Origin of the sequence: Prevotella sp. KH2C16, from assembly GCF_900113305.1 — a bacterium.
Classification (GTDB): Bacteria; Bacteroidota; Bacteroidia; order Bacteroidales; family Bacteroidaceae; genus Prevotella.
The window spans coordinates 175057-198347 of the sequence record NZ_FOOW01000005.1; the positions used below are offsets into that span (position 1 = coordinate 175057).

Below are 23291 nucleotides of genomic sequence, written 5' to 3' on the forward strand. Positions count from 1 at the left end.
ATGAAAAACTCAAAACCTTTAACCATCTACAAAGCCAGTGCTGGATCTGGAAAGACCTTTACACTCGCGGTAGAATACATGAAGCTTGTGATACTCAATCCACAGAACTATCGCAATATCCTTGCCGTTACATTTACAAATAAGGCCACAGAGGAAATGAAAATGAGGATTCTAAGTCAATTATATGGAATATCTAAAGATGACAAAGACTCCAGAAAATACAAGGAGAAGCTTGTTGAAGAGACCGGACTTGGAGAGGAAAAGATAAAGCAGAATGTCAATATCGCCTTACGGAATCTATTACACAACTACAATTACTTCCGCATTGAAACGATAGATGCCTTTTTCCAGAGTGTGCTAAGGAACCTTGCAAGGGAGCTTGACTTAACCGCAAATCTCAAAATTGGACTAAACGACTATCAGGTAGAGGAGCTGGCTGTTGACGAACTTATAGAGAATTTGGAGTCTCACGACAAGATTCTCACATGGATTATTGAATATATAGACCAGAATATCGCCGATGACAAGGGATGGAATGTGATTGGGAAAATCAAGAGATTTGGTGCTACCATCTTCAAGGATTTCTACAAGGAGAACAGTCGGAAGTTAAACGAAGTCCTCGAAAAAGATAATTTCTTCAGCAGCTATACCAGGAAACTGCGTAGTATCAAGCATGAATCAGAAGAAAAGCTGAAGTTTCACGCGAAGAGATTCTTTGACATCTTAGACAAAGAAGGGCTGGAGATAGAAGACTTCTCAAAAGGGGCATCGGGAGTATGTGGATACTTTGTCAAGCTGAGAGATGGGAAATTCTCAGACAAAGAACTGCTTACCAAGACTGCCGTCAGCGGAATGGAACTTCCCGAGGAGTGGGTTCTCAAGGCTGAGGCCAATCCCACGAATGAGAAGTTCAGACTCGTTCAGACGATCCTCATGCCGCTTCTCAACGAGACAGAGTACGAAAGACCGCAATTGGTGAAGATATATAAGTCTGCAGACCTCACCCTGCGACATCTGAACCAACTACGCCTATTGAGCAGTATAGAACGGAAAGTGCAAGAACTGAACGCCGAAGCCAACCGCTTCCTGCTAAGTGATACCCAGTCTCTCCTACATGCTTTGATCGATGATAGCGACTCCCCCTTCATTTTCGAGAAAATAGGATCTCAATTAGAGCATGTCATGATTGATGAGTTCCAGGATACAAGTGTGGTTCAATGGAGCAATTTCAAGGTATTGTTGCTTGAGTGTATGAGCCATACTGACGCAGAAAATCTCATCGTGGGGGATGTGAAGCAGAGCATTTACAGGTGGCGGTCAGGAGACTGGAGACTGCTCAATGAGATAGAAAAGGAGTTCCCGTCACCCCAGCTTCAATTGGATATACGGAATCTGCAGACAAACTATCGCTCACAGAGGAATATTGTTGAATTCAATAACGAGTTTTTCAGTAAGGCTTCAGCCGCAGAATACAAGGAACTGGCTGAGGATAATCCTGCCGAGGCTTTGCAAATGGAACATGCCTATGCAGATGTGTGTCAGAAATCCCCTGCCAAGGAGGCGGAAGGGTTAGTGCGCATAGAACTGTATACTGAAACGGACGATATATTAGAAAACCTTTCAAAGAATATCAACGAATTGCGGTCATTAGGTATAGGCTATAACAAGATGGCAATTTTAGTCCGCAACAATAAGGACATCCAACTACTTGCAGACTATTTCAGCCATACTTGTCCCGATGTGCCGCTGGTCTCCGACGAGGCATTCAGATTAGATTCTTCTCGGGCCGTGTGCACCTTGATAAGTGCGTTGAGATTTCTTATACATCCAGACAACCAACTGGAACAAGCCTTTCTTGAAAACATCGAGGGCAATAGAGACTTCTTTCTCCATCGGGACGACCTGATATCCATGCCGTTATATGACCTTGCAGAGCTCCTGCTCTTAACTTTCAATCGAGAAGATTTCGAGCAACAGGGCGCATACATTTGCGCGTTTTTTGACCAACTCAATAAGTTCCTGCAAGAAAATATCCCGGATATTGATGCTTTTCTGAAAGAATGGGACGAAACAATCTGCCAGAAAACCATACAGAGCGGGGATGTACAGGGAATTCGGCTCTTGACCATCCACAAGAGCAAAGGCCTTGAGTTCGACAATGTTTTCATCCCGTTCTGCGACTGGAGACTGGAGAAAAGTGGCACCACGATATGGTGCAAGCCGGGAGAAAGTCCGTTTGACGAATTGCCCCTTGCCCCTATTGACTTCAGTTCCAAGCAGTTAATGGGGAGCATCTATGAGAAAGACTATCTGCATGAACATCTGCAAAATGTAGTCGATAATATGAATTTGCTCTATGTGGCGTTTACCCGTGCCTCCCGAAATCTATTCATATCCGGCAAGAGAGGCACGGCTGCAACCCGCACCGACATTATCGAGAAAGTCATAGAGCCCGTCTCTGCTTCCTTAAAGGGAAGTATACTTGAAGGAGATATCAAGGACAAAAAGTCAAGCATATCCTTCTCCTATGGTACAATTTCCATATCGAAGAATGAAGAAAAAAACAATTCGGGCAATGTGTTCATGCAAAAGCCGGAGATTCTTGCGATAGAGAAACTCGAGAACTTCCATAATAACGCAGAGTTCCGTCAAAGCAATAAAAGCAAAAATTTCATAGAAGCAGGAGGAGAAGATGAACAGAATCAATTCATAAAACTGGGTAGCATCTTGCATGCAACATTTTCAATGATTCATACAGCTGATGATATAGAATCCGCTTTGAGGAAACTGGAGTTAGAAGGCATCTTATACGATGAGAACCTGAATGCGGAAAAGCTGAAAGAACTACTGCAGAAGCGATTGGAATCTCCCCGCATCCGAGATTGGTTCTCCCCCCAATGGCAGTTATTCAATGAATGCACCATTCTCCATGTAGACCCAAATACGAATGCAGTAGTCGAACACCGGCCAGACAGGGTGATGACAAACGGAAAGGAAACCATTGTCGTAGATTTCAAATTCGGCAACTCTCGAGACGAATACAGAGACCAGATCAAGCTTTATATGCAGCTGCTAAGAGATATGGGGCACGAAAATGTCAAGGGATATCTGTGGTTTGTCTATAGCAACAAAATAGAAGAAGTGGCATGAAAAAGGGATTTCTTAAATATGTAGCAGAGGACATCCTCAACAAGTTCGGCACAAATCTTGCTGACATTGTAGTTGTGTTCCCCAACAAGCGGGCCGCATTGTTTATCAACGAACACCTCGCCCGTATTGCGGACAAGCCGTTATGGAGCCCGGCATATATAACCATCAGCGACCTTTTTCGGCAACAAACCACGGTGGAGGTGGGCGATTCCATCAAGCTGATATGCGATCTTTACAAATCATTCATCGAGTGCACCGGGGCAGACGAGACCCTCGACCATTTCTATGGATGGGGCCAGCTGCTGCTCTCGGACTTTGATGACATCGACAAGAATATGGCCGATGCTGACAAAGTGTTTGGCAATTTGAAGGACATCCATGAGCTTGACGACATCTCTTTTCTTACCGAAGCCCAGAAGGAAGTCTTGAAAAGATTCTTCCATAACTTCACGGATAACCACCAGACAGAGATAAAGAAGAGATTTCTTGCCTTGTGGAGTCATTTAGGCAATATATATCACGACTATAACGAAAGACTTTCGGCACAAGGTTTGGCCTATGAGGGTGCCTTGTATCGGTCGGTACTTGTTAATGAAAATACGGATTTTAGACACGATAAATATCTCTTCGTGGGATTCAATGTATTGCAGAGGGTGGAACGGGAACTGTTCCTGAGGCTGAAACGGGAAGGCAAGGCTCTCTTCTATTGGGATTTTGACGACTATTATATGAGGGACAACGAAGCCGGCCATTATGTCAGCCAGTACCTTCAGGACTTTCCCAACGAGTTGGATTCAACGGATGGCAATATCTACGCAAACTTTGTCAAGCCCAAGGAAATCAGCTATATCAGCGCAACCACGGAGAATATTCAGGCGCGTTATATAGCCCGATGGCTCCGTGAAAACAACAGAATTGCGGCTGGAAAGAATACCGCAATCGTCATGTGCGACGAAAGTCTTCTGCCGACGGTGATACATTGTCTGCCCCCTGAGGCGGACAAAGTTAACATAACGACCGGCTCTCCATTATCGCAGTCGCCTTTTGCCGCATTGGTGAGCTTACTGTTCAAATTACAGACCATTGGTCATCCTGCCGGCACGGAGAAGTTCCGGCTCCGCCAAGTCAGTCAAGTTCTGTCGCATCCGTATGCCCGATATATCTCTGAAAAGTGCCCTTCATTATTAAATGAGCTGCAAAATAAGAAAATATATTATCCTGTGAGGGAAAGGCTATGTATAGACGACGGACTTACATTATTGTTCAGCAATATCGAAACTGGCGACAGGAACTTTAATATCAACCTGCTGCAGTGGATGCTGAGCATACTGAAGCGAATTGGCATCAATGCCAGATCAGAGAGTGATCCGTTATTCCAGGAATCCCTTTTCAGGATGTATACCCTGCTCAACCGCCTCTATGAGCTGACTCAAAACGGAGATCTCTCGGTCGACCTGATTACGCTTGAAAGGTTAATTCACCAGCTCATACAGTCTACCTCCATTCCCTTTCATGGTGAACCTGCCGTTGGAATACAGATCATGGGTGTATTGGAGACCCGCAATCTGGACTTCGACCATGTGCTGGTGCTTTCCTGCAATGAGGGAAACATGCCTAAAGGAGTTAGTGATTCTTCGTTCATCCCCTATAGCATAAGGAAGGCTTTTGGGTTGACGACCATCGACAATAAGGTCGCCATCTACGCCTATTACTTCCATTCCCTGTTACAAAGGGCAACGGATATAACCCTCATGTATAACAATGCCACGGAAGAGGGACACACGGGAGAGATGAGCCGCTTCATGCTCCAGCTCATGGTGGAGAGTCCTCACAAAATAAAGCGTCTCTCGATCCAGCCGGGACAGATTGCATCTGTAAAATATCCTACGGCAGTAGACAAGGGAAACGAGTTCATTCAAGGGAGACTCAAGGCGATGGAGGAAATCTCTCCTACTGCCCTGAATCGGTATATCCGCTGCCAGCTCAATTTCTATTACAACATAATTCTGGGCATCAAGGAGCCGGATGTGGATGATGAAGACATGATGGACAACCGCACTTTTGGCAATATCTTTCATTACAGCGCAGAACTCATCTATCAAGCACTAAAGGAAGGCCATCCCGTAATTCGCGCAAGCGACCTGCAAGAACTGCTGAAACATCCGGAGACAATAGAGCGCATCGTAGACAAAGCCTTCAAAAGAGAGGTCTTCAAGATTGAGAGCGACTCGTTCAGGCCTGAGTATAACGGCATCCAACTCATCAACCGCTCCGTCATCATCAGGTATCTCAGACAGCTGTTGAGCATTGACGAGCAGCTTACTCCTTTTGAAATCAAAGGTTTGGAATTGCCGATAAGAGAAGAAATCTGGTTTCCTACTGCCGAAGGAAATCGAAGCATATATGTCAAGGGCAATATAGACAGGCTTGACCAGATTGCGGCAAACGGAGGTGTCCGCATCCGCGTAGTCGATTACAAGACTGGAAATATACCGAGCATGAAAACCAACAATATAGAGGACATATTCGCCGGTACCAACCTGCTCAAGAACCACAGCAACTATCACCTGCAGACAATGCTGTACTCCCTGCTTGTATACGACAATGAGGAATTGAATCCCACGCACCTTCCCGTTGCACCCTCCCTACTCTATATTCAGCACACACAGGGTGAGAATGCAGACCCGACATTGTCTTTAGGCAAAAACAGGATAGAGAACATCGCCGAATATAAGGATGAATTCATGGCTAAACTGAAGCTGCTGCTCTCTGAAATATTCAATCCAACGACGGCATTCGTGCCTACCGATGACCGAGACCGCTGTAAGAACTGTCCTTACCATCAGCTGTGCTGGATGTAAAAACAAAAAGAAGACAGGGCTTCCCATATAGTCGGGAAGCCCTGTCTGTGCGGAAGATGAGGGATTCAAACCCCCGATACCCAAAGAGGGTATACCGGATTTCGAGTCCAGCGCATTCGGTCACTCTGCCAATCTTCCTTGACTTTTGTACTGCAAAAGTAATACTTATTTTGATAACGACAAAGAAAAATGCGATAAAAAGCTCCTATCCCTGTAAACTTACAGCATATGGAATATCAGACGGGAGCATATTATGGCCTCGAGGTTGCGGCTGCTTTCCGGTATGCCGCACGATTATCATTTTTTCTTTTGCACTCGTTTGCGGTAGGTTTCGTCCTTTATGAGAAGCCGACCGTCCTTCAAGTCAATGGCTCCGGGATCCTTTACGACAGCGTCGATGCCCTTGCGGTCAACCCTGATTTCAGCCATGCTGTCTGCGGGCTGCGACGCAAGCTCCCACCCCGTATATTCCTGGCTTACACCTTTAGTCGTTATCGTTCCGTCGGCATTCAGTGTTATCGTGCGCTGGAGGTCATAGCTCAGGTAGTCGCCGGCAGCAACTTTCGCGAAAGTAGAATCTACTATGGCCGTAGATACAGCCGTTGAATCCTGGCTCTCTGCGGTATTAGGCGCTTTATTGCTGCATGAAGCAAAGCCTATCAGCAAGGAAGATACAAAAAGGATAGAGACTTTTTTCATTTTTTCGAAGTATTTTTATGGTTTGTTTATGTTGCAAATATAAGGAAAAACAGATAGAATAAAGAATAACAAGGGTTATTTTCTAAATATTTAACAAAGGCAAATCGTAAGAGAACAGAATACTCCTTGATTGTCTGTCGGTTGCTTCCCGGTTGACAAAATCGGCGAAATCGTCCGACAAAGTCGCCGAGATTGTACGACAAAATCGGTGATTTTGTCAGGCTCCTGACGGCCTTTTACTATAAGAAAGAAAGCCTGTCTAATCGGCGGCGAAGATTGTCAGCCTCGCTCGCGCGGATACCCAGCGTTATCGAGCATGTGTTATCAAAATGCTGGCTTATGATTCGGGCATTCATATCTTTCACTATTCGCATTACTTCATTCATCATCGGATAGGTGAAATCATAGACAATCTGCTCTTCAACCACCTGCTCCACTATCCGGGCATGCGTTATCGCATCTGCCGCCGCAGTCCTATAGGCAACAATCAAGCCGCTTGTTCCCAAGTTTACTCCCCCATAATAGCGGACGACCACTATGAGAATGTCGGTAAGATCGTGGCTATTGATCTGCCCGAGGATGGGCTTGCCCGCCGTTGAGGAAGGTTCACCGTCATCATTAGAGCGGAAATCCTGACGCCCTGCGCCTAACATGTAAGCATAGCAGACATGCCGTGCATCAAAGTATTTACTGCGATAGGAGGCTATGATGGTCTTTATTTCATCCACAGAAGTTACATGATGCGCAAAGGCGAAGAACTTACTCCGCTTCTCGGAGTAAAATCCTTCGCCTATTTTGTTAGTTATCGTTTGAAATGAATCTGTCAAGACAACTTGTGAATTATCAATCCGCTACGCAACTTTGGCTCAAACCATGTAGCCTTGGGCGGCATAATCTTGCCGCTGTCGGCTATGTCCATTATCTGCTTCATGCTGACAGGATAGAGAGCCAAGGCCATTCTCATCTCGCCGGAATCAACCCTGCGTTTGAGCTCCTCTAAGCCTCGGAGTCCGCCCACAAAGTCTATCCGCTTGTCTGAGCGCAAATCCTTGATTCCAAGAAGCTCGTCCAGGATAAGGCGGGAGGAGATGTCCACATCCAACACCCCGATAGGATCTGCATCGTCGTAAGTGCCTTCCTTGGCCGTGAGACTATACCATTTGCCGTCAAGATAGAGGCTGAATTCATGCAGGTGGCCGGGCTTATAGTTGGCTGTCCCTTTCTGCTCGACCACGAAATTTTTAGTCAAGGCGGAAAGAAATTCCTCAGACGACATGCCGTGCAAATCTTTAACCACACGGTTATAGTCAAGTATTGTCAACTGTGAAGCCTGGAAGCAGACTGCCATGAAGTAGTTATATTCTTCCGTCCCAGTATGGTTAGGATTCTGCTTGGCTTTCTCCGCCCCGACCAGAGCGGCTGCCGCACTGCGGTGATGGCCGTCAGCAATATACAGGCTTGGCATCTTGCGGAACTCTTCGGTTATCGTATCAATGTCATTCTGATTGGAAACAACCCAGAACTGATGACGGAAACCGTCTATGGGAGCCACGAAGTCATATTCCGGAGCCGTCCTGGCATAGCGCAGAAGAAGCTCGTTGAGAACGGCATTGTCCGGGTATGCAAAGAAAACGGGCTCTATATTGGCATTGCAGACACGCACATGCTTCATGCGGTCTTCCTCCTTATCCCTGCGGGTAAGTTCGTGCTTCTTGATCACGTCCGTAAGATAGTCATTCACATAGGCACCTACGACAAGGCCATACTGGGTCTTCCCGTTCATGGTCTGGGCGTAGATATAATAGTGGTCTTCGGCATCCTGTACAAGCCAGCCTTTGTCTTGGAACATCTGGAAATGCTCGGCGGCAGACTCGTAGACCCGTGGGTCATACTCTGATGTCCCGGGGGCAAAGTTAATTTCAGGCTTTATGATATGATAAAGACTTCTCTCGTTATCACCGGCCTCTTGCCGTGCCTCGTCAGAATCGAGGACATCATAGGGGCGGCTCTCCACTTCCTCCACGAATTCCTTTGGTGGGCGAAGTCCCTTAAACGGTTTAATTGTTGCCATAGAAGAAACTACTTATTTACCTGAAACTTGGTTGAACCTTCTGCAAAGAAAGCGTTTATCTGTCGGGCAGCAGCTATGCCTGCATTGATATTAGCCTCGGCAGTCTGAGCCCCCATCTTCTTGGGAGTGGAAAAATAGCGACCTTCGAATTTCTTGAAGTCTTCGTCGGCATCAGGTTTAATATCTGTAATGTACTTCAAGTCCTCGCGTTCGGCAAGCAACTTGAGCAGCTCTGGTTCGTTGATAACTTCCTTTCGGGCTGTATTAATCAAGATGCCGCCTTTGGCAAGCTGGTTTACAGTGCGATAGTCTATGCTCTGGATGGTCTCTGGAGTCGCAGGAATATGCAGGGAGACGATGTCGTTGGTCTGGAACAGCTCGTCCTGACTGTTGCAAGCATGCACACCGGCAGTCTCTATAGCATCAGCGGGACAAAAAGCGTCGTATGCACTTACTTCCATTCCAAAGCCTTTGGCTATCCGGGCAACATTGCGCCCGACATTACCGAAAGCAAGGATACCGAGTTTCTTTCCCTTCAGCTCCGTACCGCTCTTGCCGTTGTAGAAATTACGGACAGCATAGACCAAAAGTCCGAAAACCAATTCGGCAACTGCATTTGAGTTCTGGCCGGGAGTATTCTCCACGACCACGCCTTTCGTCTTGGCATATGCAATATCTATGGAATCGTAACCAGCTCCTGCACGAACAACGATTTTCAGGCTCTCTGCAGCATCAAGCACTTCAGGAGTAACCTTGTCTGAACGGACAATCAGAGCATCTGCGTCTCGTACTGCTTCCAGCAGTTGAGCCTTGTCGGTATACTTCTCAAGCAGAACTAACTCATGGCCTGCCCCTTCTATCTCTTTCCTAATATCTTCCACAGCCTTTGGAGCAAAAGGCTTTTCGGTTGCAACTAAAACTTTCATACCTTATTTATTTATATGGGGACAGAGAGCGTCCATCCCCATGATTGTTGGAAATTAATACTTAGCTTCAAAGTCCTTCATGGCCTGAACGAGTGCGTTTACCCCTTCAAGAGTCTGGGCATTGTAGCAGGAAGCACGGAACCCGCCGACTGAACGATGACCCTTGATGCCAACCATGCCACGCTCTGTAGCAAAGTCGAAGAACGGCTTCTCCAGTTCTTTGTATTCATCATTCATTACAAAGCAAATGTTCATGACAGATCGGTCTTCTTCTTTTACCGTTCCATGGAACAATTTGTTACGGTCGATCTCATCATAAAGTATCCTCGCACGCTCCAATGCACGGCGGTCCATTTCCTTAACACCACCCTGAGCCTTCACCCAGCGCATAGTTTCAAGTACGCTATAGATTGGCACAACAGGCGGAGTGTTAAACATGGAACCTTTGTCTACATGGGTGCGATAGTCTATCATTGTAGGCAATTCACGAGGAGCTTTTCCCAACATATCATCTTTAACGATTACTACCGTTACGCCTGCCATGGCCATGTTTTTCTGTGCACCCGCATAAATTGCCGTATATTTGCTGACATCTACCGGACGCGACATGATATCGGAGGACATATCTGCTATTATTGGGACTTTCACATCAAGGTCTTTACGAAGCTCCGTGCCATATATCGTGTTGTTAGTGGTAATATGCAAATAATCCACATCCCCTGGAACATGATACTCGTGTGGATAGAAAGTATAGTTTGCGTCAGCAGAAGAAGCTACTTCTATAACTTCTCCAAAAAGTTTTGCTTCTTTCAATGCCTTTTTAGCCCATGTCCCCGTGTTAAGATAAGCAGCCTTCTTTATCAGGAAGTTTGCAGGAATCTGCATAAACTGCAATGACGCACCGCCACCAAGGAAGATAACAGAATAGCCCTCTGGAACATCAAGTAATTCCTTAATGAGTGCAACAGCTTCGTCAACTACAGGCTGAAAATACTTTGCGCGATGGCTGATTTCCATAAGGGACAACCCTGTGCCATTAAAATCCAAAATCTGTTTTGCCGTGTTTTCAATCACTTCCCTCGGAAGTATTGAGGGGCCTGCATTAAAATTATACATCTTCATAGCTAAAAATTTAAATGTTAAGAACTATGCCGCTAAGTTACATTATTTATTTGAATAAACAAAATTATAAGCAAAAATTTATCTAACTTCCTCAAAAATCGTCTTAATTCCCTTAATTTTCTGACCATTTGTCAGATTTAAGACCTCCTTGAATTTAGTTTTCGGAATAGCCACATAACTATAATAATCCTTTATATCTATATGTCCGATCTCGCTTCCTTGCAGTCTGGCCCTTTTACAAAGAAAGCCAACGATGTCGCCTTTCGACAGCTTGTCTTTCTTCCCTTTACCTATATATAATGTAGACATTTTGGGGACAGGAACCGTCCTGTTGTTATCTAAGATTACAAACGGACTTACATCGGCATTCACATAATCGGGAAGCGACTCTTCTGGGCCTAAAATAAAGAAGCTGTTCCCTTTAGCATCCCAGCGGGCACTTCTGCCAACCCGATGAATATAGTTTTCTTCGGCCTCAGGTAAATGATAGTGAATGATATTAGCTATATTGGGTATGTCCAGACCCCGTGAAGCTAAATCGGTGCTTACAAGAATATTTGCAGAACCATTTGAGAACTTGTATAGGGCAGCTTCTCTTTGTCTTTGCTCTAATCCTCCATGGAAACAACTTATACCAAACCCCTCTTCTTGCAAATATTTGGACACCCGCTCTACACTTTCACGGTAATTCAAGAACACAATACTCTGAGCTTCGCCAAGATGAAGCAGTAGTTTGCGCAGAGTAGTCAACTTGTCTTTCTCGGGGCTGTGGACAGTATAAATCTCTACCCTGTTAGGTATCTGCCCTGCGTTGGAGATATAATTGAGTGTCGTAAATCGTGGATTGAAGATTCTCTGGTCTTTCATCTCCTCTGCGGGTGTTGCCGAAAGAAGTATCTGACGAGTGCCTTGAGGCAATCGAGATATAAGATTCTGCATTTCAACCTGAAAGCCCATTTCCAGACATTTGTCAAATTCATCGATAACGATATACTCCAGATTGTCTATCGGGAAATTGCCTTTATCCAAATGGTCATTCAATCTTCCCGGCGTTCCAAATATAATATGCGGTTGCACCTGGCGAAGAACTCTATGCTCGTCCATGGTCGCACGCCCCCCATAACAAGCACAGCTGCGAAGTCCGGTTCCCATATCTTTCAAGACGGCAGAAGACTGCAAGGCTAACTCTCTCCCAGGAACAACAACTATAACCTGTACTGCATTTATCTCCGGATCCAGTCTCTGACACAAAGGCAAGAGATATGCTAAAGTCTTACCTGTACCCGTTGGCGACAATATCATGAGATTATCGTCGGTATTGAGGATTACATCAGATGTAGTTTGTTGCATTTCATTGAGAGACTCAAGATGCATCTTCTCTAATATTTCACTTATTTCTTTCATTTCTTTAGCATGTGGTCGATTTCGTCAAACTCTTTTCCCATGTTGAGGTTTAAATAGATTGTATATAGCGGAATTGCCCATCGTTCTTTTTTATTAGGGGCTCTCTTGCGATATTCTTCTAAATATGGCTTCGATTTCTTGTAAAGCTCTATTATCTTGATTCTTCGTGAATGAGACTGCTGTGTAGTCTTGTCCAATTCCACGGCCTGATTGAAATAAGCCAGGCCCATATTGAGTTGAACATCGGCAAGATGGGTTCCTTCTGCCAAAAGCTTGTTGCAGATGGAAATACACTCTGCATATTTGCCCATGTTAAGTAAAATGCTACTTTTCACGAGACGAAACAGATGGCTTGTAGAATCTGCCGTCAAAGCATAATTACATGCCTGCATCGCCTCAGCCCATTGTCCATGGTTTGAATAATATTCTATCAAACGCGGAAAGAAGAAAGGGAATCTCGGATATTTTTGGAATCCTTCCTTGATGGTCTGGAAATAGCGGAGCGTATCCTTTTCAAGCTTATATGTCTCGGCAAGGTATTGCAGCATTAATTCATAATGTTTCTCATCTTTCAATGCTAAATATGTATGATGCAAGGTAAGTTTTGGGTCCTGCATCTTATAGCCACAATAGACAGCCCAGTAAGCAGCCACTGGCATCAATGTGTCAGTCTCGTTATATTTGAAAGAACTGAAAAGAGGCTCGCGCCCGCATTCTATATATTGGTTAAAAAGCATGTATGCTTCTTTGTATTTCTGCTTGTTTATAAAAAAGGTTCCGCCATTATATAGATTCGGACGATATTGATTTAAGTATTCAGCATGTTTTTTCCTATACTCAATATCAACTCTTCCTTTCTTGTCAGGTCTCATTTCGAGCGAGTCCAAACTTTCCGCAGTCGCAAACATCTTACTTGCAATCGTAAACAAAGCCACCGTGTCATATTGCTGCTTCAGGTAAAGTTTTTCATTTCCCTGTTCATACTGTTTTCTCTGGGCCTCAAAAAGTATTACCCATATCTTCTTATTATCCCTATGTGCGGTATCGTTTAATAGCTTTTGCATTAATTGCTCGGCCTGCTCAAAGTTCTTGCCCGACTTCAAATAGTCTTTTGCCTTGGATATGTCTTTTTTTTGGGCAGTAATGCTCAATACTGTCAAAAGTAAAAAAACGATATTTATTATCCTCTTCATCTCTCGATTCCTATTGCTTTATTAATGGCTTGGCTGATAACGCTTACCGTCTCAAGCATATCTACCTTACCCTTAAATTCCCATATAATTTTATCTTGGGGATACTTTTGAGCCTCCTTATTGGCAAACTACATGACTTTCTGCCCAGCACTCAGATTATACGGACAGAAAACCGTTTTTCTTTCCTATAATTCAAAATGGGAAAGCCTTTATTCCAAGAACACAGGCTCCCCCATCAAACCACTTTATGCCAGTTATTTAATTAAAGCCTCGAGCTCTTTTGTGCGAGCATCGTTTTCACCATATAAGGAATAGTAGCATTGAAGCAATGGATATGCCCAATTGGCATGCTGACGCTCAGGATCTATCTGACGGCATTTTTCCAAATAGGGCAGACTTTCTGTGTATAACTTCTTCTGATCCTGCACGCTTTGGCTGGCAGCAGCCTTCGCGTTTATACAAAATCCCATATACGCATAGACGAGTGGATCGTCATCTTTTATGGAGAGGGCTTTCTTGAACCCTGCAATAGCCTCGTCATACCTCTGGGCGTTCATGTCAGTCTGGGCTTTCAGAGCCAGTGCGGTATAGTTATTTGGGTCTTTTGCAAGGCGATCTTCAATCATCTTCGCTCCCCGCTCCGGCTGACCGAGAGACTGGTAGAGGGATGCCAGTTGACCAAATACCACATCACTCCCAGGGTTTTTCACATAGAGCTCCTCCAAAGTCTTCTCAAATTTCAATGAATCATCCTTGGTTTTCAGGCCTTGAGACGCAAAGAATATCTTCATGTCCAGGGCCTGTTTGTAGGTGGCAGTGTCCTCCAGCGCAATATCTACATACTTGTTGGCCAAATCGATATTCTTTGTCTGATAAGCATAAACGGCCGCAACACGGGACACCTCGCCTAAATACTCATCAGGCTGCTTCGAGCGATCGATACCGCTGAACAAGCTGCTCTTGTTGCTATCCACATATGTACTAAAGACTTTTAATGCCAAGTCTTTGTCTTTTTCTCCAATCTCTTGACCGTACATAATCAACTGTGTGCGGATTGGCCACAGGCGGTTAGCATTCGCATCATGAAACTTAGGCTTAACCTTGCCCTTTACATTTGGGAGAATATCGTATTTCTCGCATTCAAGACCATTCAAGACCGCATCATAGCAAGCCTTCTCGTAGCCGATGGTATCAACAGGAGCGAGCTTTCCCGTCTTTAACTGCTCAACCATCTGGTTATTCTGCATGGCCTCTTGCTCCTTTGAAACCTTTTCCATGGCAAGGTCGACAAGTTTATTATAGGCTGCGGCCTTCTCTTCGTTGCCTACAAGAGAATTGAGACTTGACTTAACCAAGGCTTCAGCGTCGTCAAAGGTTTTTGCCTTCAAAATGGCTTTCAACGCATCACTTTGAGCGGCAAAAGCTACTGATGTGCCAAGCATCATCAGAGCCAAGATCATTAACTTCTTCATATTCATTTTGTTTTAAAGGTTTATTGTTGTTCTACTTGCCCAGGGTATACATAGCGCCCTGTCCGAAATGTTCTATAGGTTGAAAATCTCGTCGATATCATATATCGTGAGTATATTTTCGATATAAACCTATCAGCCCATTTCGAGTTTCAAAGATACAATATTTTTTTTATATTGCCCTATTTCTCTTTTAAAAATGCACTTTATTTTACGATAATTTAGTTTTTCATGCTAAAATTTGGTATTGTTTTTGCCTGCCAAACCAGGCTCGAATTCCTGAGAGAACGCAGACAGAGATATATTTCAATTTGTTTTAAAATACGGAATATGCTATGCGGATCAATATGAAAAGGACATATAAAAGAGTTAAAGGAAATAGAATTACGCTGGCAACACTTCTGCTAAAAGATTTCATTTGCCTGTCCGTCAAACATTCTGCAATAAGCAATCGCCCATCAAAAAAACGAGCCCTCCTCTTAAATATAAGAAAAGGACCCGTCATTAAATTTGTGAGCGGAATACGGGAGTCGAACCCGCCTCCCAGGCTTGGGAAGCCGTTTTGTAGAAGTCCTTACTTCTTGGTTTCCAGCGTGTTACCGTCCTGCCTCTGGGGCTGCTTGCAGTTCTTCCGGTCTTCCTCCAGTCTCTCGAGTATCTTCCGTATCGCCTCGGTGTGCTGGCTTGTCTTTTGATTGAAGATGTAAATCCAGTACATCCACATGATGTCGAGCATGAGGCCGGCAAAGGTGAAAACCGCTACGAGAGCCCAGAAAGTGTAATCGTCCATAATGTTTGGTTTTTTAGTGAATTATAATATTTTTCTACATCAACTCTATACATGCCAGAACCCTGTAGATGCCGTATATGTCGGAGAAGGCGACATCGAACGGCGGGTATGTGGTGTTTATCGACACGCACCGCACCTTGTCCGGGTCGTCGGCGGGGAACACCTGCTTGATGACGATGCCGTTGCATGTGTCGAGGACATACACCCGTCCCCACTCTATGAACGCCTTCTCGTTGATGCGCTTCGCCATCACCTGTGCCCCGGGCGGGTAGTTCGGCGACATGCTGTCTCCCGTTATGGGCACGGCGCACTCCGCGCCCTTGATGGGCGACACCACCATCTCGCAGTCGCTTGCCTTGACGGAGACGACGAAGTCGTTCAGCGACCCTGCCTGTGCGGAGACTGGGAGCAGCGGCACCATGTAGGCGGACGCCGGGGTGTCTCCCGGTTCCTCCGGTTGCCGTCCTTGGTTGAGCATCTCCCCCGTGCCCGTCAGGAGCCAGGTGCGGTTGATTTCCGGATATGTACCGAGTATCTTCTGTAACCTGTCCGCACCCGGGGCGTGTCGGAGCTTGTTTATGTAGCCATTGGACAGCCCACAGGCGTGTTCAAATTTTCCTTGTCCAATCCCTTTGTATTTCATAAATGAGATAAGTCTCTGTTTTACAGTCTGTTCCATAACTTTCTTATTTAGACGGTGTATAAATAACGCTCTTTCACAGATAATTTTCTGTAAAATCCTTGCAATTTACCGATAAATTATCTATCTTTGCCTTTGAAATTAATTTTAAACATCATTAATGACCGGTTTATCCGGCAAATATAAAAAGAAAATATGAAAAAAACAAAGAAAAGGAAAAGAATTCAGCTGGACGGCCAGCATCGCCGCATGATAGCGGGCGCGCTCGGCTGTTCCGACTCTACGGTATGGAACGCCCTTGCCTACCGTTCGGATTCCGAGACGGCGCAGCGCGTCCGCTCGATGGCTCTGAAGGAGTACGGCGGCGTGGAGACTTACGACATTGTCTTCGTCAACGAGTAAAAAAGTATCAGTATGGAGGAGATTCAGAAATTCAATCATCAAGACGGCATGACCTCTCTGGAAATAGCGGAGGTTACCGGGAAACAGCATGCTCATGTGATGCGTGATATCCGTAGTCTTTTAGAGCAAGGGGTATCACAATCCAACTTTGGATTGTCATCATATCAGCAGCCACAACCTAATGGCGGATACAAGGAAGTGCCTTGCTACAATCTGACTCCAAAGGGGTGCTTGATTCTGGCAAGTGGCTACGACCCTGTATTGCGTGAGAAGATTATCAATCGTCTCGAAGAGTTGGAGACGCAGAAGCGTAACGGAGGCTTCCAGATTCCGCAGTCTTTTTCAGAAGCATTGATGCTCGCAGCCAAGCAGCAGGAGACCATCGAGGAGCAGGAAAAACGCCTTACGGCCGCGCAGCCCGCCCTGACCTTCACGGCAGCCGTTACGGGTGCCGCCTCGTCGTGCCTGATAGGCGAGCTTGCGAAGCTCATCGACCAGAACGGCTATCCCATGGGCGAGCGACGCCTCTTCCGGTGGCTGCGCGAGAACGGCTACCTCGGGACGCGCGGCGAGCGTTACAACATCCCGAACCAGCGGTACATCGACATGGGGCTCTTCGAGCTGAAGAAGGGCGTGCGAACGGGCAGCGGCGGCGTGCTCCACACCACCATCACGCCCAAGGTAACGGGACGCGGACAGGTCTACTTCGTGAACAAGTTTCTCTCTATGATGAAGGAGGCGATATGACGAGAGGCAGGGTATCGGCGGTGGAGAAGGTATGGCTGTCGTCCAAGGAGGCGCGTGCATACCTCGGCATGGGCGAGGCGTTCCTGAAGAACATGCGGGACAGCGGGCGGCTGCACTTCTACAAGGTTGGTGCCAAGGCCGTCTTCTATCGCAAGGCAGACCTCGACCGGCTCATCGCCGGAGGAAAGGTTATTTGACAATCAAAAAAAAATATAAACTATGGAGATATTATTCTTCTGTTCGGCGGTCTTCTGCATCGCTATGGGTATAAGAGAGATAGTCCTTTATTTTCGTGAGGTAGGCAGATGAAGACGGACGATCGCAGCATACTGCCTTTTGCGGAGCGGGTCGAGAAGGAGCTCACCTGTGCCGTACTGTCCAGTAGCGAGGCCGTCGACCGTGTCTTTGCCTGTGGCGTTACGGCCGAGATGCTATATAACAAGGCCTGTCGCGGTGTGTTCCGAGTTATCGGGCTCCTCAATGCATCTCGCGGTGGGCATGCCACCCTGTTCGATGTGCAGCAGTACCTCTCCGTGCATCCCACGCCGGACCTCGATTTTAACAGACTCGTCGATATACTGGGGTTCCTCCCGTCGGCACCCCTGGAGACGCTGTGCCGCTATGTCGTGGACGCCTACGCCCATCGTCAGGGAGCAGTCCTCAGCCAGCGTGCCGTAGAGGCGTTCGCGGACCCGTCCGAGGATGTGTCCGCGACCATCGCCAACATACGGGCGTGGACGGATGGCCTCGCCCGTATCGCCGACCCGTCCGCTCGTGCGACAGGCACGGACTACTCCCGTTTTGAGTTCGATACTTCGGAAGATGTGGCGATGCCCGACTACCTGTACACCATCGGCGGTGTGGGCACAATCCCCGAGGGTTCCATCGTCGCCGTTACCGGCAAGGCCAAGGCGGGCAAGACTAACTTCCTGATGCTGCTGCTCTCGTCGATGATAGCCCCGGGAACATTCTCATCGATACGCCCCACGCGCCGTCTTGACAACATCATGTACATCGACACCGAGCAGCCCAGGCACGCCATCATGCTGAAGTTCCGCCGCATGCTCGCCACGGCAGGCCTCGACATCCGCACCCCGCTGCGCAACACCGGGCTCCACCTCTACTCCATGCGCGACGCCACGATCCAGGAGCGTCGCGGCATCCTCGGGTACGCCGCGGAGACGGTGCGCCCGCAGCTCGTCATCATAGACGGTATCGTGGACATGGTGGACGACTTCAATGACATCGCCGACAGCGCGAGCCTCATCGCGGAGCTCATGCGCATGTCGGCCGCCGGCATCACCGTCGTCGCCCTGCTGCACGAGAACGAGGGCAACGGGAAGATGCGCGGACACCTCGGCACCTTCCTCCTCCAGAAGTGCGACGACATATTTCAGGTCGCCAAGGGAAACCGCTGCTTCACCGTCAAGCATGTCGGCCGCAACAGCGAGATTGCGGACTTCTCCTTCGCCATCGAGAACGGCGGTGCCATGGGACGCTATACCGTGCACGGCAGGGAGGAGGAGCGTGCCGAGGCTGCCGAACGGGAGCATGATGCCGCGGCGTTCATCCGGGGCGTCTTCGCCGACAACAAGACCGGGAACATGCCGCGCGCCACGGTGATATACCTCCTCAACCAGCACTACGGGTGGACGGGAAGGAGCAAGGCCGACGCCTGTATACGGCACTTCACCGGGAACCTGATACGCTACGACCCGGGCACGGGCGACCTGCTGCTCAGCGAGCCCCCGTAGGAATATTACGGCAAGAGACTTTATAAAAAAAAATATATTTACAAACTTAAAAACGAAAGAAAATGGGATTGATTAAGAAAGGCGGGTTCATCCCGCAACGGCCTATCGTGATGGTCGTGTACGGCGTGCCGGGATGCGGCAAGACTACGATGGCGTTCAGCGCCGACAATGCGGTGCTCATAGACACCGACAAGGGCTTCGACCGCGCCGGGTATATCGGCGATGTCATCACCGCCGAGAAATGGGAGGACATCCAGCAGGAGCTGAGTGTTGGTACCTTCAACGGCTACTCCACGATTATCGTGGACACCGCCAAGGGCGTCCTCGACGACTACCTCTGGCAGTATGTCGCAGAGCAGGACAAGCGCCTCGAGCGTAACCAGCTGAAGCGTTACGGTGCCGTCGGCGAGGAGTTCAAGAGGTTCGTCGCCGACCTCCGCAACGGCGGCCATGATGTGGTGTTCATCGCCCACGACAAGGAGGGCATGGACAACAACGGTAATGTTACCCACTCGCCGAGCGTTACCGGCCAGAGCCGCGACCTGCTGAACCGCATCGCGGACCAGGAAGGCTACATGCACATCGTCGGCGGTCGCCGCGTCATCACCTTCGCCTCCGGCGAGTACTGGGTCAGCAAGGACACCGCCGCCATCGGCGAGGTGGAGGTCCCCGCCGTCGGCGACGACGCCTTCCGCGGCTTCCTGTCGCGCCTCATCGCGGACACGAAGCTTGCCATCCAGCAGCATTCCACCGCCATGGTGGCATATCAGGCCGCCTGCGACAGGCTTCAGGAGGTTGCCGACGAGAAGGACGCGAACGCCTTCTACAAGGAGGTGTACGCCACCATGCCCGAGAGCGAGAAGGCTCCGATGAGCAGCCTGATGATGGCAGCGTTCGACAAGCTCGGAATCAAGTGGGACAAGAAGTCCGGTAAGTTTACGAAAGGCGTGAAGGATGAGGCCGACGGTAAGGGTAACCCAGCTTGAGAAGTTCCGCCGTTGGATGGACGCGGTGAGCGAGTTCGAGACAGAGGACGGTGTCGTGGACGCCATCACGGGCGAGTTCCATGGGAACGCCTATACCCGTATCGGCACCGCCTTCCACGCCATCGTGGAGACGGGGAGGCCGACATGCAGCGTCCTTCCTGACGGCCGCGAGTTCAGCATCGACGGATGCCTGGTGCGCCTCGACACGGCGCAGTGCCGCACGGCTCTGGCGTACCGGGACGAGCATCCCCATGCGCTGCACGAGGTGCGTGCCTATGGGGACTACGGAGATGCTATTGTAACGGGTTGCGCCGACATGGTGGACGGCCTCGACATCCGGGACATCAAGACCAAGTTCTCCGGCTACTTCTCCGACGCCGACTACACCGGCAGCTGTCAGTGGCGTTTCTACCTCGACCTTTTCCGCCTCGACAGGTTCTTCTTCGACCTGTTCATCTTTGACGGATATAAGATAGACAAGCATGGCTACGATGCGCGGGGGCTGACCCTGTACCGGCACACCCCTGCCATCGAGTGCCTGCGCTACGACCGCATGCACGCGGACAATGTTGAGCTGCTCGGCGAATTTATCGACTGGGCAAAACAAAAAGACGATGTATGGAACGCGCTGGTGAGGCAGTCAGTATGAGCGAGGCCGCACGGCGGTATGCCCGCGGCAACAAGGCACTCTACGATGCCTTCGTGGCAGGCTGGATAGCGTGTGATTTTCAATGGTTCAGAAACAAAAAAAAATAAAGATCATCAAAAATGGAAACTATAACAGGAATCATCAAGGACATCCTCCCCATGGAGACGCTGCAGGGGAGGAACGGAGTGTTTAACAAGCAGACGGTCGTGGTGGAACAGCACCGCTACGACCCCGAGACGGGCGAGGAATGGGGTACCCGTACCTACGCCGTCGAGTTCTCGCAGCAGAAAATCGACCAGCTCAAAGGGCTTGCCGTCGGTCGCCGCGTCGACATGACGATATGGTGCGACAGCCGGTCGTGGCAGCCCCAGCAGGGTGCGGAGAGGTGGTTCTCCACCATCCACGGCAGCTCCGTCAAGCTGCACGAGGCACAGGCCGACGGTAGTAACACGGTGGCCACCGGCGCGCCTCAGCCGGTGGAGAGCGACGGACTACCATTCTGACCATGGACAGGATGGTTATACACGGCCAGTGCCCGAGCAAGAGCAACTCCTACCATGTAGTTACCCTGCACGGGCATGGCAGCCTCGCCAAGAGGAAGGTACTCAAGGAGTACGAGCGTGCATTCTTCATCCAGTGCCCGCTGCGCGACCGCATGATACAGGGGTACTTCGAGATGCACATCGACGTATACTTCACGAGCCAGTCGCACGACCTCGACAACACCCTGAAGATTGTCCTCGACTGCCTTCAGGCCTGCCGGGTCATTAAGAACGACAACCGGTGTGTGAAGATCGTGGCGCGGAAGTTCATCGACAAGGCCGACCCGCGCATAGAGCTCGAGCTCAGGGAGGAGGGCGTATGAGGAGGAGGGCCGCCGTCGTATGCTGTGCGGGCTGCACCCATGCGGACATCGTCCGCCATGGCAGCGACCCCGCGGTTGCCCTCTGCACCGTGCACCCCACCACCGACGGCCGCTGGGAGGACGGCATCTTCCTCCCCTACCGCTACGAGCGCGAGGTCGCCGAGGCTCCGAGGGTGTGCAATATGTTTGAAAGTAAAGAAAATGGAATCAAGAGAACTCAATCTTTTCCCGTCCGACGAGATTCAGGACAGGGTCAGGGTGCGTAAAGCATCCATCTTCGCCGACTATGATAGTTTCGTCGAAAAATTCAAGCCTAAGAAGACCACCGACGACTGCTATACTCCGGAATCCGTGTATCGGTGCGTCGTGGACTATGTGTCGCGGCTTACCGACCTCTCCGGTAGGGCTGTCGTCCGCCCGTTCTATCCGGGCGGCGACTACAAAAGATTCGACTATCCGGACAACGCCATCGTCATAGACAACCCGCCGTTTTCAATCTACTCTGAAATAGTCAGGTACTATCTCAGAGTCGGCATCGAGTTCTTCCTGTTCGCCCCGCACCTGACGCTCTTCAACGACATGGACTGTACCTTCTATGTAATAGGCGCGGATGTTGTCTATGAAAACGGCGCAACGGTAAAGACATCTTTCGTAACAAATATTCCGAGCGGAAACCGCATCGTAGTGGATGCCGATTTCCGCAAGGCCTTGGAAGCTGCGAGCAAGAAAGACAAAAAGGACAGGTCGCAGAAAAAGAGACTGCCGAAATACCAGTACTCGGACAACATCACGACCTCAGCGTTACTTGGAAGGCTGACTAAGAACCAGCGTTTTGCCATAAGAAAGGACGAATGTCTCTATGTGCGGAATCTCGATGCCCTGAAGGCCATTGGTAAGAGCCTCTTCGGAGGTGGCTTTTTGCTCACGGAGAAGGCGGCAGCGGAGAAGGCGGCAGCGGAGAAGGCGGCAGCGGAGAAGGCGGCAGCGGAGAAGGCGGCAGCGGAGAAGGCGATTATTATAGATTTATCTGAAAGAGAAAGAAAGAAAATCGAAAAAAAAAAATAACAAAACAACCAAATCAACGACATGAGCAACGAGAAAACAATCAGAGCCTACAAGGCTTTTGACAAAGAAATGAAATGCAGAGACTTCCAGTACGAAGTAGGCAAGGAGTATGAAATGGACGGTGAAATATCCGTATGCAACCGCGGCTTCCACGCATGCGAGAACCCGTTGGATGTCCTCAACCATTACTTTATCAATGGCGACGGAAGCATTGCCCGCTTCTGCGAGGTAGAGCAATCCGGTAAAATCGACATTGAGGACGGCGGACACAAGCAAGCATCCTCTAAAATCCGCATCAAGGCGGAGCTGAAGTTCGCCGATTTCGTGAAGCTCGCCGTGGAGTATGTGAAAGAAAAGTGCGGAAAAGGCGGAAATAGTCAGGCAGCATCGGGGTACTCTGCCCAGCTCGCAGCATCGGGAGACTCTGCCCAGCTCGCAGCATCGGGACACTATGCCAAGCTCGCAGCATCGGGGTACTCTGCCAAGCTCGCAGCATCG

Annotated in this window: 23 protein-coding genes, 1 tRNA gene and 1 pseudogene; 14 read left to right on the plus strand and 11 right to left on the minus strand. The window is 48.7% G+C overall.

The window, feature by feature from the left end:
- Positions 1-3150 carry a UvrD-helicase domain-containing protein gene (locus BM114_RS05525; protein ID WP_092111302.1) on the plus strand — a complete coding sequence of 1050 codons (3150 nt, stop codon included), beginning with the start codon at positions 1-3 and terminating at the stop codon, positions 3148-3150.
- Positions 3147-6011 carry a PD-(D/E)XK nuclease family protein gene (locus tag BM114_RS05530; protein WP_092111236.1) on the plus strand — a complete coding sequence of 955 codons (2865 nt, stop codon included), beginning with the start codon at positions 3147-3149 and terminating at the stop codon, positions 6009-6011. The genes BM114_RS05525 and BM114_RS05530 overlap by 4 nt, the downstream gene beginning before the upstream one ends.
- Before the next feature lie 50 nt (positions 6012-6061).
- On the opposite strand, the gene BM114_RS05535 is transcribed toward BM114_RS05530, so the two are convergent.
- From BM114_RS05535 to BM114_RS05585, 11 genes are all read right to left on the minus strand, one after another.
- Positions 6062-6149, minus strand: a tRNA-Ser gene (locus BM114_RS05535).
- 159 nt (positions 6150-6308) lie between these two features.
- The gene (locus BM114_RS05540) at positions 6309-6710 is read right to left on the minus strand and encodes a hypothetical protein (RefSeq protein ID WP_092111238.1); all 402 of its coding nucleotides are present in this window, start codon (positions 6708-6710) and stop codon (positions 6309-6311) included.
- A gap of 239 nt (positions 6711-6949) precedes the next feature.
- Complete coding sequence (locus tag BM114_RS05545) at positions 6950-7537, minus strand: IMPACT family protein (RefSeq protein ID WP_092111240.1); 588 nt, start codon at positions 7535-7537, stop codon at positions 6950-6952.
- The gene (locus tag BM114_RS05550; protein WP_092111242.1) at positions 7534-8781 is read right to left on the minus strand and encodes a DUF1015 domain-containing protein; all 1248 of its coding nucleotides are present in this window, start codon (positions 8779-8781) and stop codon (positions 7534-7536) included. Before BM114_RS05550 ends, BM114_RS05545 begins: the two co-directional genes overlap by 4 nt.
- Positions 8782-8789: 8 nt before the next feature.
- Entirely contained in the window at positions 8790-9707 is a 918-nt protein-coding gene (locus BM114_RS05555; protein WP_092111245.1) for an NAD(P)-dependent oxidoreductase, read from the minus strand.
- Between the two features lie 54 nt (positions 9708-9761).
- Positions 9762-10829 carry a 3-phosphoserine/phosphohydroxythreonine transaminase gene (gene serC / locus BM114_RS05560; protein WP_092111247.1) on the minus strand — a complete coding sequence of 356 codons (1068 nt, stop codon included), beginning with the start codon at positions 10827-10829 and terminating at the stop codon, positions 9762-9764.
- A 78-nt stretch (positions 10830-10907) separates the two neighbouring features.
- Positions 10908-12233 (minus strand): DEAD/DEAH box helicase, encoded by a 1326-nt coding sequence (locus tag BM114_RS05565; RefSeq protein WP_092111250.1) that lies wholly within the window; start codon positions 12231-12233, stop codon positions 10908-10910.
- Positions 12230-13426, minus strand: a complete 1197-nt coding sequence (locus BM114_RS05570; RefSeq protein WP_092111252.1) for a tetratricopeptide repeat protein — start codon at positions 13424-13426, stop codon at positions 12230-12232. Before BM114_RS05570 ends, BM114_RS05565 begins: the two co-directional genes overlap by 4 nt.
- Before the next feature lie 254 nt (positions 13427-13680).
- Positions 13681-14898: a tetratricopeptide repeat protein gene (locus BM114_RS05575; RefSeq protein WP_092111304.1), complete on the minus strand. Its 1218-nt coding sequence runs from the start codon at positions 14896-14898 to the stop codon at positions 13681-13683.
- 571 nt (positions 14899-15469) lie between these two features.
- Positions 15470-15685 carry a hypothetical protein gene (locus BM114_RS05580; protein ID WP_092111254.1) on the minus strand — a complete coding sequence of 72 codons (216 nt, stop codon included), beginning with the start codon at positions 15683-15685 and terminating at the stop codon, positions 15470-15472.
- Positions 15686-15719: 34 nt separating this feature from the next.
- Positions 15720-16364 carry a S24 family peptidase gene (locus BM114_RS05585; RefSeq protein ID WP_092111256.1) on the minus strand — a complete coding sequence of 215 codons (645 nt, stop codon included), beginning with the start codon at positions 16362-16364 and terminating at the stop codon, positions 15720-15722.
- A 156-nt stretch (positions 16365-16520) separates the two neighbouring features.
- Here BM114_RS05585 and BM114_RS05590 point away from each other — a divergent pair, with 156 nt between their 5' ends.
- The 12 genes and pseudogenes from BM114_RS05590 to BM114_RS14310 all read left to right on the plus strand — a co-directional run.
- Positions 16521-16727, plus strand: a complete 207-nt coding sequence (locus BM114_RS05590; protein WP_092111258.1) for a hypothetical protein — start codon at positions 16521-16523, stop codon at positions 16725-16727.
- Between the two features lie 12 nt (positions 16728-16739).
- The gene (locus BM114_RS05595; RefSeq protein ID WP_092111260.1) at positions 16740-17474 is read left to right on the plus strand and encodes a Rha family transcriptional regulator; all 735 of its coding nucleotides are present in this window, start codon (positions 16740-16742) and stop codon (positions 17472-17474) included.
- Complete coding sequence (locus BM114_RS05600; RefSeq protein WP_092111262.1) at positions 17471-17671, plus strand: helix-turn-helix domain-containing protein; 201 nt, start codon at positions 17471-17473, stop codon at positions 17669-17671. Before BM114_RS05595 ends, BM114_RS05600 begins: the two co-directional genes overlap by 4 nt.
- A gap of 108 nt (positions 17672-17779) precedes the next feature.
- Entirely contained in the window at positions 17780-19228 is a 1449-nt protein-coding gene (locus tag BM114_RS05605) for an RAD55 family ATPase (protein ID WP_092111264.1), read from the plus strand.
- Positions 19229-19290: 62 nt separating this feature from the next.
- Positions 19291-20214 carry an ATP-binding protein gene (locus BM114_RS05610; protein WP_092111266.1) on the plus strand — a complete coding sequence of 308 codons (924 nt, stop codon included), beginning with the start codon at positions 19291-19293 and terminating at the stop codon, positions 20212-20214.
- Positions 20183-20863 carry a hypothetical protein gene (locus tag BM114_RS05615; protein ID WP_092111268.1) on the plus strand — a complete coding sequence of 227 codons (681 nt, stop codon included), beginning with the start codon at positions 20183-20185 and terminating at the stop codon, positions 20861-20863. The genes BM114_RS05610 and BM114_RS05615 overlap by 32 nt, the downstream gene beginning before the upstream one ends.
- Complete coding sequence (locus BM114_RS14300) at positions 20833-20970, plus strand: hypothetical protein (RefSeq protein ID WP_177207053.1); 138 nt, start codon at positions 20833-20835, stop codon at positions 20968-20970. Before BM114_RS05615 ends, BM114_RS14300 begins: the two co-directional genes overlap by 31 nt.
- A 12-nt stretch (positions 20971-20982) precedes the next feature.
- Entirely contained in the window at positions 20983-21366 is a 384-nt protein-coding gene (locus BM114_RS05620; protein ID WP_092111270.1) for a DUF3127 domain-containing protein, read from the plus strand.
- A 2-nt stretch (positions 21367-21368) separates the two neighbouring features.
- Entirely contained in the window at positions 21369-21728 is a 360-nt protein-coding gene (locus tag BM114_RS05625) for a RusA family crossover junction endodeoxyribonuclease (protein ID WP_092111272.1), read from the plus strand.
- Positions 21725-21994, plus strand: a complete 270-nt coding sequence (locus BM114_RS14085) for a hypothetical protein (protein WP_143089257.1) — start codon at positions 21725-21727, stop codon at positions 21992-21994. Before BM114_RS05625 ends, BM114_RS14085 begins: the two co-directional genes overlap by 4 nt.
- The gene (locus BM114_RS14305; protein WP_092111273.1) at positions 21930-22793 is read left to right on the plus strand and encodes a hypothetical protein; all 864 of its coding nucleotides are present in this window, start codon (positions 21930-21932) and stop codon (positions 22791-22793) included. Before BM114_RS14085 ends, BM114_RS14305 begins: the two co-directional genes overlap by 65 nt.
- Positions 22794-22814: 21 nt before the next feature.
- Positions 22815-23291 (plus strand): annotated as a pseudogene (locus BM114_RS14310) (hypothetical protein); the annotation flags it as partial.

Excerpts from the sequence above, each read along its gene's own strand:
- BM114_RS05525 (WP_092111302.1), top strand. The coding sequence starts at position 1 with ATGAAAAACTCAAAACCTTTAACCATCTACAAAGCCAGTGCTGGATCT.
- BM114_RS05530 (WP_092111236.1), top strand. The coding sequence starts at position 3,147 with ATGAAAAAGGGATTTCTTAAATATGTAGCAGAGGACATCCTCAACAAG.
- BM114_RS05540 (WP_092111238.1), bottom strand. The coding sequence starts at position 6,710 with ATGAAAAAAGTCTCTATCCTTTTTGTATCTTCCTTGCTGATAGGCTTT.
- BM114_RS05550 (WP_092111242.1), bottom strand. The coding sequence starts at position 8,781 with ATGGCAACAATTAAACCGTTTAAGGGACTTCGCCCACCAAAGGAATTC.
- BM114_RS05555 (WP_092111245.1), bottom strand. The coding sequence starts at position 9,707 with ATGAAAGTTTTAGTTGCAACCGAAAAGCCTTTTGCTCCAAAGGCTGTG.
- serC (WP_092111247.1), bottom strand. The coding sequence starts at position 10,829 with ATGAAGATGTATAATTTTAATGCAGGCCCCTCAATACTTCCGAGGGAA.
- BM114_RS05565 (WP_092111250.1), bottom strand. The coding sequence starts at position 12,233 with ATGAAAGAAATAAGTGAAATATTAGAGAAGATGCATCTTGAGTCTCTC.
- BM114_RS05570 (WP_092111252.1), bottom strand. The coding sequence starts at position 13,426 with ATGAAGAGGATAATAAATATCGTTTTTTTACTTTTGACAGTATTGAGC.
- BM114_RS05575 (WP_092111304.1), bottom strand. The coding sequence starts at position 14,898 with ATGAAGAAGTTAATGATCTTGGCTCTGATGATGCTTGGCACATCAGTA.
- BM114_RS05580 (WP_092111254.1), bottom strand. The coding sequence starts at position 15,685 with ATGGACGATTACACTTTCTGGGCTCTCGTAGCGGTTTTCACCTTTGCC.
- BM114_RS05585 (WP_092111256.1), bottom strand. The coding sequence starts at position 16,364 with ATGGAACAGACTGTAAAACAGAGACTTATCTCATTTATGAAATACAAA.
- BM114_RS05590 (WP_092111258.1), top strand. The coding sequence starts at position 16,521 with ATGAAAAAAACAAAGAAAAGGAAAAGAATTCAGCTGGACGGCCAGCAT.
- BM114_RS05595 (WP_092111260.1), top strand. The coding sequence starts at position 16,740 with ATGGAGGAGATTCAGAAATTCAATCATCAAGACGGCATGACCTCTCTG.
- BM114_RS05600 (WP_092111262.1), top strand. The coding sequence starts at position 17,471 with ATGACGAGAGGCAGGGTATCGGCGGTGGAGAAGGTATGGCTGTCGTCC.
- BM114_RS05605 (WP_092111264.1), top strand. The coding sequence starts at position 17,780 with ATGAAGACGGACGATCGCAGCATACTGCCTTTTGCGGAGCGGGTCGAG.
- BM114_RS05610 (WP_092111266.1), top strand. The coding sequence starts at position 19,291 with ATGGGATTGATTAAGAAAGGCGGGTTCATCCCGCAACGGCCTATCGTG.
- BM114_RS05615 (WP_092111268.1), top strand. The coding sequence starts at position 20,183 with ATGAGGCCGACGGTAAGGGTAACCCAGCTTGAGAAGTTCCGCCGTTGG.
- BM114_RS14300 (WP_177207053.1), top strand. The coding sequence starts at position 20,833 with ATGGAACGCGCTGGTGAGGCAGTCAGTATGAGCGAGGCCGCACGGCGG.
- BM114_RS05620 (WP_092111270.1), top strand. The coding sequence starts at position 20,983 with ATGGAAACTATAACAGGAATCATCAAGGACATCCTCCCCATGGAGACG.
- BM114_RS05625 (WP_092111272.1), top strand. The coding sequence starts at position 21,369 with ATGGACAGGATGGTTATACACGGCCAGTGCCCGAGCAAGAGCAACTCC.
- BM114_RS14085 (WP_143089257.1), top strand. The coding sequence starts at position 21,725 with ATGAGGAGGAGGGCCGCCGTCGTATGCTGTGCGGGCTGCACCCATGCG.
- BM114_RS14305 (WP_092111273.1), top strand. The coding sequence starts at position 21,930 with ATGGAATCAAGAGAACTCAATCTTTTCCCGTCCGACGAGATTCAGGAC.